The organism is Amycolatopsis sp. NPDC049159 (genome assembly GCF_040648295.1).
GTDB lineage: Bacteria > Actinomycetota > Actinomycetes > Mycobacteriales > Pseudonocardiaceae > Amycolatopsis > Amycolatopsis pretoriensis_A.
On the sequence record NZ_JBEZDL010000003.1, the window covers coordinates 324,874 to 338,666 of the forward strand.

Consider the following 13,793-nt stretch of genomic DNA (forward strand, 5'->3'; position numbering starts at 1 on the left):
CGCCATGACGTTCCTCCAGGGCGCGAAACGCGTCGCCAACCGACCCCTCCAGACGCTGGACACCCTCGGTGACCAGATGTCGTTCTACGGCCGGGCGCTGCTGTGGACGCCGCGGACGCTGCGCCGCTACACCAAGGAAGTCCTCCGGCTGCTGGCCGAGGTCAGCTTCGGGTCCGGCTCGCTCGCGGTCATCGGCGGCACGGTCGGCGTGATGGTCGGCCTGACGCTGTTCACCGGTGTCCTCGTCGGCCTCCAGGGCTACTCGGCGCTGAACTCGATCGGGACGTCCGCCTTCACCGGCTTCCTGACCGCGTTCTTCAACACCCGCGAGATCGCGCCGCTGGTCGCCGGCCTCGCGTTGAGCGCCACGGTCGGCGCCGGGTTCACCGCGCAGCTGGGCGCGATGCGGATCTCGGAGGAGATCGACGCGCTGGAAGTCATGGGCGTGCCGAGCCTGCCGTACCTGGTGACGACCCGGATCATCGCCGGGTTCGTGGCGGTCATCCCGCTCTACATCATCGGCCTGCTGAGCTCGTACCTCGCGTCGAGACTGGTCGTCATCTACATCTACAACCAGTCGGCCGGTACCTACGACCACTACTTCGACTTGTTCCTGCCACCGCAGGACGTGCTGTATTCGTTCATCAAGGTGCTGCTCTTCAGCGTCTTGATCATCCTGTCGCACTGCTACTTCGGGTACCGGGCGACCGGCGGCCCGGCCGGGGTCGGCATGGCGGTCGGCAAGGCCGTGCGCCTGTCCATCGTCACGGTGTCGATCATGAACTTCTTCATCGGCTTCGCCATCTGGGGAACCGACGTCACGGTAAGGATCGCGGGATGAGGACGCTCCGACGCAGGCTGCTCGGCCTGCTGCTCATCGCCGTGATGGTCGGCGGGGTGGCGCTGTCCATCGCGCTCTACGACAAGGCGTTCACGCCGTTCGTCACGGTCAAGCTCCAGGCCGACAAGATCGGCAACCAGCTGATCAAGCAGTCCGACGTCAAGGTGCGCGGGCTGATCGTCGGCTCGGTCTCCGACATCGTCGCCACCGACCACGGCGCCGAGCTGACACTGGCCCTCAACCCGGAGTCGGCGAAGCTGATCCCGGAGAACGTCTCGGCGCGGTTCCTGCCGAAGACGCTCTTCGGCGAGCGGTTCGTCTCGCTGGAGATCCCGAAAGCGCCCTCCGCCAAGACACTGGCCAGCGGTGACGTCATCCCGCAGGACCGCACGTCGAGCGCGATCGAGCTGGACCAGGCGTTCGAGCACCTGATGCCGGTGCTGCAGGCGGTGCAGCCGCAGAAGCTGTCGGCGACGCTCACCGCGATCTCGACGGCGCTGCAGGGCCGCGGCGACCAGCTCGGCGACACGCTGACGCAGCTGGGCACCTACATCGGCGAGCTGAACCCGCACGAGCCGGAGCTGCAGCACAACCTCAAGGCGCTCGCGGAGTTCTCCGACCACCTCTCCGGCGCCGCGCCGGACCTGGTGCAGACCCTCGACAACCTGAGCACGACCACCCGGACCGTGGTCGACCAGCAGCAGAACCTGTCGAACCTCTACGGCAGCCTGACGCAGGCGTCGATCGACCTGCAGACGTTCCTGCAAAACAACAAGGAGAACATCATCTCCCTCGCCGACACCGCCCGGCCGACGGCCGAGCTGCTGGCGAAGTACGCCCCGGAGTACCCCTGCGTGATCTCCCAGATGGCCCGGAACGTGCCGCTGATCGACCAGGCGCTCGGCAAGGGCACCGACAAGCCCGGCCTGCACGCCACGATCGAGATCATCGTGCCGCGGGCGCCGTACGAGGCGGGCAAGGAAGAGCCGCGGTTCGAGGACAAGCGCGGGCCGCGCTGCTACGACATGAAGGACATCCCGAAGCCGTTCCCCTCGGAACCGCCGGACGGTGCCTTCCAGGACGGGACCAAGCACCAGGCCGCGCCGAAGACGGTCGGCGAGGGGCTCAACCCGGCCAAGTTCAAGGCCGACGCGGCCGGCAACGGCGCGGGAGCCGGTGACCTGGCGTACTCGAGCGCGGAACAGGGCTTCCTGGCCGACCTGCTCGGCCCGCAGCTGGGCATGAACGCCTCGGACGTCCCGGGCTGGAGCGCCCTGCTCGTCGGCCCGCTGTACCGGGGTGCGGAGGTGACGGTCAAGTGAGGGGACTGCTCGCACCGCTGATCAAGCTCGCGGTCTTCGTCGTCGTCACCGTGCTGTTCACGACGATCCTCGGGATCAGCATCGCCAACATCAACACCACCAGCACCAACGCCTACAAGGCGCGCTTCACCGACGCGACGCTCCTGCTGCCCAACGACGACGTCCGCATCGCCGGCGTCCGGGTCGGGCAGGTCAAGGACGTCAAGATCGTCGACAAGCGCCAGGCCGAGGTCGAGTTCGAGGTCGACGCCGGCCGGCAGCTGCCGGCCGGGGTGACCGCGCAGATCAAGTTCCGCAACCTGGTCGGCCAGCGCTATGTCTCCCTCGGCGAAGGCGAGAACAGCGGCGGCAAGACGCTCGGCCCCGGCGGCACCATCCCGCTGGACCGGACCACGCCGGCGCTGGACCTGACCGAGCTGTTCAACGGCTTCAAGCCGCTGTTCACCGCGCTCAACCCCGACGACGTCAACAAGCTGTCGTACGAGGTCATCCAGGTCCTGCAGGGCGAGGGCGGCACCGTCGAAAGCCTGCTTTCGCACACCGCGTCGCTGGCCACCACGATCGCCAACAAGGACCAGGTGATCGGCGAGGTCATCGACAACCTCAACTCGGTCCTCGACACGGTCAACGCGCACACGCCGCAGCTCAACGACCTCATCATCAAGCTGCAGCAGCTGACCTCCGGCCTCGCCGCCGACCGCAAGCCGATCGGCGACGCGATCGAGAGCCTCGGCAACCTGGCCGAAACGACGTCCGGGCTGCTCGGCGAGGTCCGCGAGCCGCTGAAGAACGACATCAGCGCGCTCGGCACCCTCACGAACCAGCTCAACAAGAACGAACCGGAGCTGGAGCACTTCATCCAGTTCCTGCCCACCAAGGTGAGCACGCTGACCCGCACCGCGGACTACGGCTCCTGGTTCAACTTCTACGCCTGCGAGTTCACCGGGAGCGTCAGCTTGCCGCCGCTGATCAACGACGTGCCGATCCCGCTGGTGCCTCTCAACCGGGAGAGGTGCAAGGGATGAAGTCCTTCCAGAAGCGCAACCCCGTCCCGATCGCCCTGGTCGGCATCGTCGTCCTGGGCCTCGGTTTCCTCGCCGCGCTCAACTCCGACGACCTGCCGGTGATCGGCGGCGGCACCACCTACACCGCCGAGTTCAGCGAAGCCTCCGGGCTGCAGAAGGACAACGACGTCCGGGTCGCCGGCGTCAAGGTCGGAAAGATCAGCGACATCGAGCTCGACGGCGCGTCGGTCAAGGTGTCGTTCAAGGTCAAGGACGCCTGGCTGGGCGACCGGACCAGCGCCGCGATCAAGATCAAGACGCTGCTCGGGCAGAAGTACCTGTCGCTGGACCCGCAGGGCCAGGGCGCGCTCGACCCGGGCACGGCGATCCCGCGGGACCGCACGATGGCGCCCTACGACGTGCTCGACGCCTTCCGCGGGCTCTCGCAGACCGTGGACAACATCGACACCAAGCAGCTCGCGCAGAGCTTCGACACCATCTCGCAGACCTTCGCCAACACGCCGCAGGACGTGAAGGGGGCGCTGTCGGGCCTGTCGAAGCTCTCGGACACCATCGCCTCGCGCGACCAGCAGCTGTCCAACCTGCTGGCGAACACCCGCGAGGTGTCGCAGACGCTGGTCGACCGCGACGCCGAGGTGCAGAAGCTGCTGACCGACGGCAACAAGCTGCTCGACGAGCTGTCGAAGCGCGAGGACGCCATCACCTCGCTGCTCAACGGCTCCCGTGAGCTGGCCACGCAGCTGCAGGGCCTGATCGACGACAACGACAAGCAGCTCGACCCGGTGCTCACCTCGCTCGACCAGCTGACGTCGATGCTGCAGCGCAACCAGGACTCGCTGGCCGACGGCATCAAGAAGTTCGCGCCGTTCATCCGCGTCTTCACCAACACCATCGGCAACGGGCGCTGGTTCGACAACTACATCTGCGGCCTGCTCCTGCCGTCGTTCGGCCCGATCAACGAAGAGGGGTGCTACACGAAATGAGTGACACCCGCTTCGGACTGGCCCTGACCCGGGGCTTCACCATCGCGATCGTCCTCGCGCTCGTCGTCGCCGGCGGGATCTGGTGGACCCTCAAGGACGCCGGCCGCAACCACCTGACCGCGTACTTCGCCGGCGCCGTCGGCCTGTACGAGGGCAACAGCGTGCGGATGCTCGGCGTCGACATGGGCACGGTCACCAAGATCCAGCCCATGGGCAACCAGGTGAAGGTCGAGTTCGAGTACGACCGCAAGGTCGCCGTCCCGGCCGACGCGAAGGCGCTCATCGTGGCGCCGTCGCTGGTGTCCGACCGGTACGTCCAGCTCGCCCCGGCCTACACCGGCGGCCCGCGGATCTCCGACGGCGCGGTCATCGGCCTCGACCGCACCGAGGTGCCCCTCGAGGTCGACCAGCTCGCCGCCAGCCTGGCCCGGGTCAGCGAGACCCTCGGCCCGAACGGCGCCAACAAGAACGGGTCGCTGTCGAACCTGCTGAACACCGCGGCGGCCAACGTGGACGGCAACGGCCAGGCCCTGCACGACACGATCACCAAGCTCGGCCAGGCGGCCGGGACGCTGGCCGGCAACAAGGACGACCTGTTCTCCACGGTGGAGAACCTCGGCAAGTTCTCGCAGACGCTGGCCGACTCCGACAAGTCGGTCCGCACCTTCGAAAGCCAGCTCGCCGACGTCAGCGGCTACCTGGCGTCCGAAAAGGACAACCTGGCCGCGACCGTGCAGCAGCTCGGTACCACGCTCACCGCGGTGCAGTCGTTCATCGACGCCAACCACGACCGGCTCAAGTCCAACGTGGACAAGCTGGCCGGCGTCACCAAGGTGCTCGTCGACCAGCGCGGCTCGCTCGCCGAGATCCTCGACGTCGCCCCGGTCGGCCTGAGCAACCTGGTCAACACCTACAACGGCTCGGCCGGCACGCTCGACGCCCGGCCGAACCTCAACGAGCTGACCCAGCCCCCGCTGGTGATGATCTGCCGGCTGCTCAAGCAGACCGGCAAGGGCATCCCGGACGTGCTCGGCAACGCCTGCGAGGGCATCGCCGGCCTGGTCGACGGGGTGGTCCCGCTGCCGTCGCTGGCGCAGACCGTGCAGGCCCTGCAGTCCGGTCAGCTGCCGCCGCTGCCCCTGCCCATCGCCGGGCAGCTCTACGGAGGTGGCCAGTGAAGAAGCTCGTGACCGTCGGCGCGCTCGCCACGGCCTCCGCGCTGGTCCTCTCCGGCTGCGCGTTCAAGGGCATCTACGACCTGCCGCTGCCCGGCGGCGCCGACCTCGGCGACCACCCGTACACGGTGAACGTCGAGTTCCGGGACGTGCTCGACCTGACCCCGCAGGCCGGGGTGAAGGTCGACGAGGTGCCGATCGGCCGGGTCGAGAACGTCGGGCTGACCAAGGACGGCTGGCACGCGCTGGTCACGCTCAAGGTCAACGGCGACGTCAAGCTGCCCGCCAACGCGATCGCCAACGTCAAGCAGTCGAGCCTGCTCGGCGAGAAGTACGTCGAGCTGGCCTCGCCGGGCGACGACCAGGCCCAGGGCAAGCTCGCCGACAACGCGACCATCCCGCTGGCCAGGACGAACCGCAGCGTCGAGGTCGAAGAGCTGCTCGGGGCGCTCTCGCTGCTGCTCAACGGTGGCGGGGTCGACCAGCTCAACACCATCACCAAGGAGCTCAACAACGCCACGTCCGGCCGCGAGCCGGACATCAAGGCGCTGCTCGACAACGCGAACCAGCTGGTCACGAACCTCGACCAGCAGTCGCGCAACATCACCCGCGCGCTCGACGGGCTGAACCGGCTGTCCTCGACCCTCAACGGCCAGAAGGACAAGCTGGTCGGCGCGGTCGACAACCTCGCGCCCGGCCTCGGCGTGCTGGAGTCGCAGCGCGGCCAGCTGGTCACGATGCTGCAGGCCCTGGACAACCTCTCCGGCGTCGCCACCGACACCGTGAACCGGTCGCAGAAGGACCTCGTAGCCGATCTGAAGGCGCTGACCCCGACGTTGCAGAAGCTCGGCGAGGCGGGCAACGACCTGCCGAAGGCCCTGCAGATCCTGCTGACGTTCCCGTTCAGCGACCAGGCCGTCAACGGCGTGAAGGGCGACTACTTCAACCTGTTCGCGAAGGTGGACCTGAACCTGAAGACCGTCGTGGAGAACCTGGGCAACAGCAGGCAGAACGCCCTCGCCGGCCAGATCCCGCTGCCGGGGCTCACCGGCGGCGTCGAGGGCACCCCCGCCAACCAGCCGCCGCCGCTGCCGATCCCGGGCGAAAGCGGGCAGGCCGGGCAGTCCCAGCCGGGCCTCGGCAACCTCTTCGGGCTCCTGTCGGGAGGTGCGGGCTGATGCTGGTGCGCAGGACGAAACTCCAGCTGATCGCCTTCGCGGTCATTTCCGTCGTCGCGATCGTGTACGCGCTGGTCCGGTTCGCCGGGCTCGGCACCGTGTTCGGCAACGACGGCTACACGGTGAAGCTGCAGCTCAACGAGTCGGGCGGCATCTTCACCAACGCCGAAGTCACCTACCGCGGCTACAACATCGGCCGGGTCGGGGAAATGCGGCTCACCGCGACCGGGCTCGAGGCCGACCTGAACATCGACCCGTCGGCGCCCCAGGTGCCGGCGGACCTCGACGCCGTCGTCGCCAACCGGTCGGCGGTCGGCGAGCAGTACGTCGACCTGAAGCCGAAGGCCGACAAGGGCCCGTACCTGGCGGCCGGGTCGGTGATCCCGGCGGCCAAGACGACCACCCCGGTCAGCACCGACCGCCTGATCGGCGACCTCGACTCGCTCGCGGCGTCGGTCCCGGTCGACTCGCTGCGCACGGTCGTCGACGAGTCCTACGACGCCTTCCGCGGCACCGGCGGCGACCTGCAGAAGCTCCTGGACACCGCGCGCAGCTTCACAACGACCGCGCAGGAGTACCTGCCGCAGACGATCCAGCTGCTCGACCAGGGCGGCAAGGTGCTCGACACGCAGAACGACGAGGCGGCGAACTTCGCGTCGTTCAGCAAGAGCCTCAACGAGCTCACCGGCACGCTGAAGAACTCCGACGGTGACCTGCGCAAGCTCATCGGCATCACGCCGCAGGTGGCCGCGCAGGTCAGCCAGGTGCTGAAGGAGTCCGGGCCGGGCCTGGGCGCGCTGACGGCGAACCTGCTCACCACGGCCAACCTGACCGTGACCCGGCTCGACGGGATCGAGCAGGGCCTGGTCACCTACCCGGCGCTGGCCGGCGCCGCGAGCAGCGTCGCCCCCGGCGACGGGACCGCCCACCTGGGCCTGGTGCTCAACCTGTTCAACCCGCCCGCCTGCACCAAGGGCTACATGCCGTATTCGCAGTACCGGACCGGGGACAACACGACGCCGCGGCCCGCGGACGACAACGCGTACTGTGCCGAACCGAAGGGCAGCCCGATCAACGTCCGCGGTGCGCAGAACGCGCCGTACGGCGGCGTGCCGGTCAAGCCGTCCGACGCCGACGTCTCGGCCAACGCGAACCGGCCGGCCGAGGAGCTGGCGGAGGAGCGCAACAGCCGGGGCGTGCCGGGCATCGTCGGCAGCCCCGGCGTCAGCCTCACCAGCCTGGGCGCGCTGCTCGGACTGGCCTGACGTGGATTTGATGACCGACCCCTACCCTGGAGTGCCATGAGTACGGACGAGCAGTCCGCCGTCGAAGCGGCGGACGCCACCCCGACGCCGGCCCGGGAGCCGTCCTCGTCGCGGATCCTGGTGCTCGGCGCCGGCGCGCTGGCACTGGCCGCGCTGATCGCCGCCGCGTTCTTCGGGATCCAGTGGTGGGCGGCCGCGGCCGACGACAACGCCGGGCTGGCGGCTTCGCGCGAGGCCGTCGTCAAGGCGGGCGGAAACGCGCTGAAGGCCTACACCGAGGTCGACTACCAGGACCTCGACGGCTTCTTCGCCCGGCAGAAGTCGGTGTCGGACGACAAGATGGCGCAGCAGATCGACCAGTCGGCGCCGACGTTCCGCAAGGCGCTCGCCGACGCCAAGACGAAGGTCACCACGGACGTCCAGGACATCGCCGTCGAGGAGCTGGACGACCACGAAGGCAAGGCCAGCTTCCTCGCCGCCATCGCCACGACCGTCACCCAGGGCGACAAGAGCAGCGCGAAGCCGTTGCGCCTCGAAGTGTCGATGACCCGCGTGGGCGAGGAGTGGAAGCTGTCCGGCATCGACAGCGTCCCGCTCGTCGCGGCCGGCCAGTAGCGTCACCCGTAAGGAGCCCGTAGTGCCCCCCTCCCGCCGCCAGCCGCCTCGCAGCAGCAGCACCCCGCCGTCGCGCCGGCCGCGCGTGGCCGGACTGCGCAAGCCGCCGGCGGACGAGTCCGCCGCCGAGCGGACCGGCCAGCTCCCCGCTGTGCCCGCCGAGCCGCGCAAGCCGCGCCCCCGGCCGGCCCCGCGCCCGGCACCGCGGCCCGCGGCCCGGCCCGAGTCGTTCGAAGCCGCGAGCGGGCAGCTCGACACGGCGCCGTCGGCCGAGGACACGGCGGTGTTCGCGGCGGTCGGCACCGAGGAGGAGCCGGAGGTCGACGCCCTCACCGGCGAGCCGGCCGAGGCGGCGGACGAGGAAGCTCCGCCCGCCCGCCCCGCGCCGCGCCGGAAGAAGCGCGACACGGGGATCGCGAAGCCGACGGAGGAGTCCGAGGTCGAGGTCGCCGACGCGGCGTCGGTGGCGGAGCCGGCCAAGGGCGCACGGGTGCAGAAGCCGTACGTCGTGGCGGGCGCGCTGGTGCTCGTCGCGCTGGTGCTGGGCGGCCTGGCGTTCTGGTTCAAGTCCGAAGAGGTCGAGGTCTCCTCGGCGACCAGCAACACCGCGCTGCTGGACGTCGCGAAGACGGCGCAGGTCAAGGACGCCGTCTCGAAGGCGGCCGAGGCGCTGTTCTCCTACGACTTCAACAACATCAAGAAGACCGAGGACGCGGCGAACGACCTGCTGGCCAACGACGACGTCCGCGCCAAGTACAACTCCCTGATGGGCGAGGTCAAGCGGCTCGCGCCGGCGCAGAAGATGGTCGTGACCTGCAAGGTCACGCGCTCCGCCGTCATCATGCTGAACGGCGACCTGGCGAAGGTGATGGTCTTCGTCGACCAGACCTCGACCCGCACGGACACGAAGAAGACCACCGCGGGCACCGCCCAGCTCCATTTGAACGCCCAGCTGCAGGGCGACAAGTGGAAGATCACGGACATGGACACGTACAACGCGCCGAAGGTCCCGGCGGCCACCCAGGCCCCGGCGTCCTCCGCCCCGCCGGCGTCGCCTTCGCCGACGAAGTAGCTCCGCCGGAGGGTCCCGTCCGCTCGCGAGCCGAGGGGGAGGGACCCTTCGTCGCGTCTCGGGGCCAGCCGCTCTTGTACGTCGTTCACCGGCTCGGTGGGGTGCCGGGCCGAGCGGCGCCCCGAACGCCCGCGAGAGGCCCTTCGGAGACCCCTCGCGGGCCTCTCCGGCCGCCGTGACGCCTGGGGCGCGAGTGACCGCTGGGACACGCGCCGGGCCGCCCGATCCGGCCCTCCGCGACACCCTTTCGCGCGCTCTTCGGAGAACTTCTCCGCCCGTGCCGGGTGGCGTGCGGCACACGAGCGACGACGAAATCCGTTGAATACCTGCAGGTCGAGCCGCTTTACTGGCGCTACCAGCCGGTAACCTGCATGATATTCGGTCGCTTACGCTCCGCTGACCCTCTTCAACGCTGCGCCAACCGGGCCGACCCCCGTGTGGCATCTTGACTCTCGGCGCCGCTGGGTTCACGCTTACTCCCGACGGCGAAACCGGCGGCCCTTGCGGGAGGGACAACCGGCTCGCCTGGAGGCATACCTGAAGACGTCGCGAGGCAGGCTGGGCCCCATCGGGAGCGCCCCCTGGACAGACCGCGCCGTTCGGGCTAGACTGCCTCTTTGCGCTGCCCTCTTTCAGGCTGCCCGGAGCCGGTAGTTAGGATAGTGGGCACACGGCACCCTTGACAGTCGCTCATAGCTGTTGCTATGGCGGCCGTCACCGCTCATTGTCCCCGGAAGGACGCATCTTGGCAGTCTCTCCCGCGAACCAGGCCACTGCTGCGACCACCTCGGCTGAATCTCGCTCGGAGTCCACGGGAATCCCCGGCGCGCCCAAGCGGGTTTCCTTCGCAAAGATTCGCGAACCGCTCAACACGCCCAACCTGCTCGACGTCCAGATCCAGTCGTTCCAGTGGTTCACCGGGGACGAAGCGTGGTTCGAACGCCGTGTCGAAGAAGGTGAAGAAAACCCGGTCGGCGGCCTCGAAGAGGTCCTGAACGAGATCTCCCCGATCGAGGACTTCTCCGGTTCGATGTCCCTGTCCTTCTCCGCCCCGCGCTTCGACGAGGTCAAGGCCTCGATCGAGGAGTGCAAGGACAAGGACATGACGTACGCCGCGCCGCTGTTCGTCACGGCCGAGTTCGTCAACAACAACACGGGCGAGATCAAGAGCCAGACGGTCTTCCTCGGCGACTTCCCGGTCATGACCGACAAGGGCACGTTCATCATCAACGGCACCGAGCGTGTCGTCGTGTCCCAGCTGGTCCGCTCGCCGGGCGTCTACTACTCGAAGGACGTCGACAAGACGACCGACAAGGACGTCTTCAGCGTCCGCGTGATCCCGAGCCGCGGCGCGTGGCTCGAGTTCGACGTCGACAAGCGCGACACCGTCGGTGTCCGCATCGACCGCAAGCGCCGCCAGCCGGTCACCGTGCTGCTGAAGGCGCTGGGGTGGACCACCGAGGCGATCCGCGAGCGCTTCTCCTTCTCGGAGACGCTGCTGGCCACCCTCGAGAAGGACCACACGGCCGGCACCGACGAGGCCCTGCTCGACATCTACCGCAAGCTGCGCCCGGGCGAACCCCCCACCAAGGAGAGCGCGCAGACCCTGCTGGAGAACCTGTTCTTCAAGGCGAAGCGCTACGACCTGGCCAAGGTCGGCCGGTACAAGGTCAACAAGAAGCTCGGCCTGTCGACGGCCTACGACACCGGGACGCTGACCGAAGAGGACATCGTCACGACCATCGAGTACCTGGTCCGGCTGCACGCCGGCGAGGACAAGATGGACGCGCAGAACGGCACCGAGATCCCGGTCGAGACCGACGACATCGACCACTTCGGCAACCGGCGCCTGCGCACGGTCGGCGAGCTGATCCAGAACCAGATCCGGGTCGGTCTCTCCCGCACCGAGCGCGTCGTGCGTGAGCGCATGACCACGCAGGACGTCGAGGCGATCACGCCGCAGACCCTGATCAACATCCGCCCCATCGGCGCGGCGATCAAGGAGTTCTTCGGCACCTCGCAGCTGTCGCAGTTCATGGACCAGAACAACCCGCTGTCGGGCCTGACGCACAAGCGTCGTCTGTCGGCCCTCGGCCCGGGTGGTCTGTCCCGTGAGCGCGCCGGCATGGAGGTCCGGGACGTCCACCCGTCGCACTACGGCCGCATGTGCCCGATCGAGACGCCGGAAGGCCCGAACATCGGCCTGATCGGCTCGCTCTGCTCGTACGCGCGGGTCAACCCGTTCGGCTTCATCGAGACGCCGTACCGCAAGGTCGTCGAGGGCCGGGTCACCGACCAGGTCGACTACCTGACCGCGGACGAAGAGGACCGGTACGTCAAGGCCCAGGCCAACGCGCCGATCTCGGACGACGGCACCTTCGTCGAAGACCGGGTCATGGCCCGCCGCAAGGGCGGCGAGGTCGAGCTGATCGACCCGCTCGACATCGACTACATGGACGTCTCGCCGCGGCAGATGGTCTCGGTCGCGACGGCGATGATCCCGTTCCTCGAGCACGACGACGCGAACCGCGCCCTGATGGGTGCGAACATGCAGCGCCAGGCCGTGCCGCTGCTGCGCAACCAGGCCCCGTACGTGGGCACGGGTGTGGAGCTGCGCGCCGCGGTCGACGCCGGTGACGTGCTCGTCGCCGAGCAGTCCGGCATCGTCGAGGAGCTCTCGGCGGACCTGATCACGATCATGCACGACGACGGCACGCGGAAGAGCTACGGACTGTACAAGTTCCGCCGCTCCAACCACGGCACCTGCTTCAACCACCGCCCGATCGTCAACGAGGGCGACCGGGTCGAGCAGGGTCAGGTCATCGCCGACGGCCCGTCCACCGAAAACGGTGAGATGGCGCTCGGCAAGAACCTGCTCGTCGCGGTCATGCCGTGGGAGGGCCACAACTACGAGGACGCGATCATCCTCTCGGAGCGCCTGGTGCAGGACGACGTCTTGACGTCGATCCACATCGAGGAGCACGAGATCGACGCCCGCGACACCAAGCTGGGCGCCGAGGAGATCACCCGGGACATCCCGAACGTCTCCGAGGAGGTCCTGGCCGACCTCGACGAGCGCGGCATCATCCGCATCGGTGCCGAGGTCCGCGACGGCGACATCCTGGTCGGCAAGGTCACGCCGAAGGGCGAGACCGAGCTGACGCCGGAAGAGCGCCTGCTCCGCGCGATCTTCGGCGAGAAGGCCCGCGAAGTCCGCGACACCTCGCTGAAGGTGCCGCACGGCGAGACCGGCAAGGTCATCGGCATCCGCGTGTTCTCGCGCGAGGACGACGACGAGCTGCCCCCGGGCGTCAACGAGCTGGTCCGCGTCTACGTGGCCCAGAAGCGCAAGATCCAGCCGGGCGACAAGCTCGCCGGCCGCCACGGCAACAAGGGCGTCATCGGCAAGATCCTGCCGGTCGAGGACATGCCGTTCATGGAGGACGGCACCCCGGTCGACATCATCCTGAACACGCACGGTGTGCCGCGACGGATGAACATCGGCCAGATCCTCGAGCTGCACCTGGGCTGGCTGGCCTCGCAGGGCTGGACGATCGAGGGCGACCCGGACTGGGCGAAGAACCTCAACGAGGAGCTCTACGACGTCGCGCCCGGCACGAACACCGCGACCCCGGTGTTCGACGGCGCGAAGGAAGAGGAGCTCACCGGGCTGCTCGGGGCGACCAAGCCGAACCGCGACGGCGAGCGCATGGTCAAGGAGAACGGCAAGGCGACCCTGCTGGACGGCCGCTCCGGCGAGCCGTACCCGTACCCGGTCGCGGTCGGCTACATGTACATCCTGAAGCTGCACCACCTGGTCGACGACAAGATCCACGCCCGCTCCACCGGCCCGTACTCGATGATCACGCAGCAGCCGCTGGGTGGTAAGGCGCAGTTCGGTGGCCAGCGCTTCGGTGAGATGGAGTGCTGGGCGATGCAGGCGTACGGCGCTGCCTACACGCTGCAGGAGCTGCTGACGATCAAGTCGGACGACGTGGTCGGCCGCGTCAAGGTGTACGAGGCCATCGTCAAGGGGGAGAACATCCCCGAGCCGGGCATCCCGGAGTCGTTCAAGGTGCTCCTCAAGGAGCTCCAGTCGCTGTGCCTGAACGTCGAGGTGCTCTCCAGCGACGGTGCGGCCATCGAGATGCGCGACTCCGACGACGAGGACCTCGAGCGCGCCGCGGCCAACCTGGGCATCAACCTGTCCCGCAACGAGTCGCCCTCGGTGGACGACGTCGTGCACTGATCGCGAGCTGAGCGAGGGGGCCGGCCTCCCGCAGGCCCCCTCGCTCGCCCGCCACCCCCTCTCTAGCC

The 13,793-nt window shown here is 68.6% G+C and carries 10 protein-coding genes; all 10 read left to right on the forward strand.

From position 1 onward, the window contains the following. Positions 1-4 precede the first annotated feature (4 nt). Positions 5-841 carry an ABC transporter permease gene (locus AB0B33_RS07760; protein WP_360768160.1) on the forward strand — a complete coding sequence of 279 codons (837 nt, stop codon included), beginning with the start codon at positions 5-7 and terminating at the stop codon, positions 839-841. Continuing rightward, complete coding sequence (locus AB0B33_RS07765) at positions 838-2,163, forward strand: MCE family protein (RefSeq protein ID WP_360768162.1); 1,326 nt, start codon at positions 838-840, stop codon at positions 2,161-2,163. Before AB0B33_RS07760 ends, AB0B33_RS07765 begins: the two co-directional genes overlap by 4 nt. Then, positions 2,160-3,188, forward strand: coding sequence for an MCE family protein (locus AB0B33_RS07770; RefSeq protein WP_360768165.1), 1,029 nt, complete (start codon positions 2,160-2,162; stop codon positions 3,186-3,188). The genes AB0B33_RS07765 and AB0B33_RS07770 overlap by 4 nt, the downstream gene beginning before the upstream one ends. Then, positions 3,185-4,171: an MCE family protein gene (locus AB0B33_RS07775; RefSeq protein ID WP_247015137.1), complete on the forward strand. Its 987-nt coding sequence runs from the start codon at positions 3,185-3,187 to the stop codon at positions 4,169-4,171. The genes AB0B33_RS07770 and AB0B33_RS07775 overlap by 4 nt, the downstream gene beginning before the upstream one ends. Next, on the forward strand, positions 4,168-5,349 hold the full coding sequence (locus AB0B33_RS07780) for an MCE family protein (RefSeq protein WP_360768168.1): 1,182 nt from the start codon (positions 4,168-4,170) through the stop codon (positions 5,347-5,349). Before AB0B33_RS07775 ends, AB0B33_RS07780 begins: the two co-directional genes overlap by 4 nt. Beyond that, complete coding sequence (locus tag AB0B33_RS07785; protein ID WP_360768170.1) at positions 5,346-6,524, forward strand: MCE family protein; 1,179 nt, start codon at positions 5,346-5,348, stop codon at positions 6,522-6,524. The genes AB0B33_RS07780 and AB0B33_RS07785 overlap by 4 nt, the downstream gene beginning before the upstream one ends. Continuing rightward, a complete protein-coding gene (locus tag AB0B33_RS07790) occupies positions 6,524-7,789 on the forward strand; it encodes an MlaD family protein (protein WP_247015131.1) in 1,266 nt (421 codons plus the stop codon). Before AB0B33_RS07785 ends, AB0B33_RS07790 begins: the two co-directional genes overlap by 1 nt. A gap of 36 nt (positions 7,790-7,825) precedes the next feature. Next, positions 7,826-8,404 (forward strand): hypothetical protein, encoded by a 579-nt coding sequence (locus AB0B33_RS07795; protein ID WP_360768173.1) that lies wholly within the window; start codon positions 7,826-7,828, stop codon positions 8,402-8,404. 85 nt (positions 8,405-8,489) lie between these two features. Further along, positions 8,490-9,476, forward strand: coding sequence for a hypothetical protein (locus AB0B33_RS07800; protein WP_360768625.1), 987 nt, complete (start codon positions 8,490-8,492; stop codon positions 9,474-9,476). 745 nt (positions 9,477-10,221) lie between these two features. Beyond that, positions 10,222-13,725, forward strand: coding sequence for a DNA-directed RNA polymerase subunit beta (locus AB0B33_RS07805; RefSeq protein ID WP_247015127.1), 3,504 nt, complete (start codon positions 10,222-10,224; stop codon positions 13,723-13,725). The last annotated feature ends 68 nt before the right edge of the window (positions 13,726-13,793 follow it).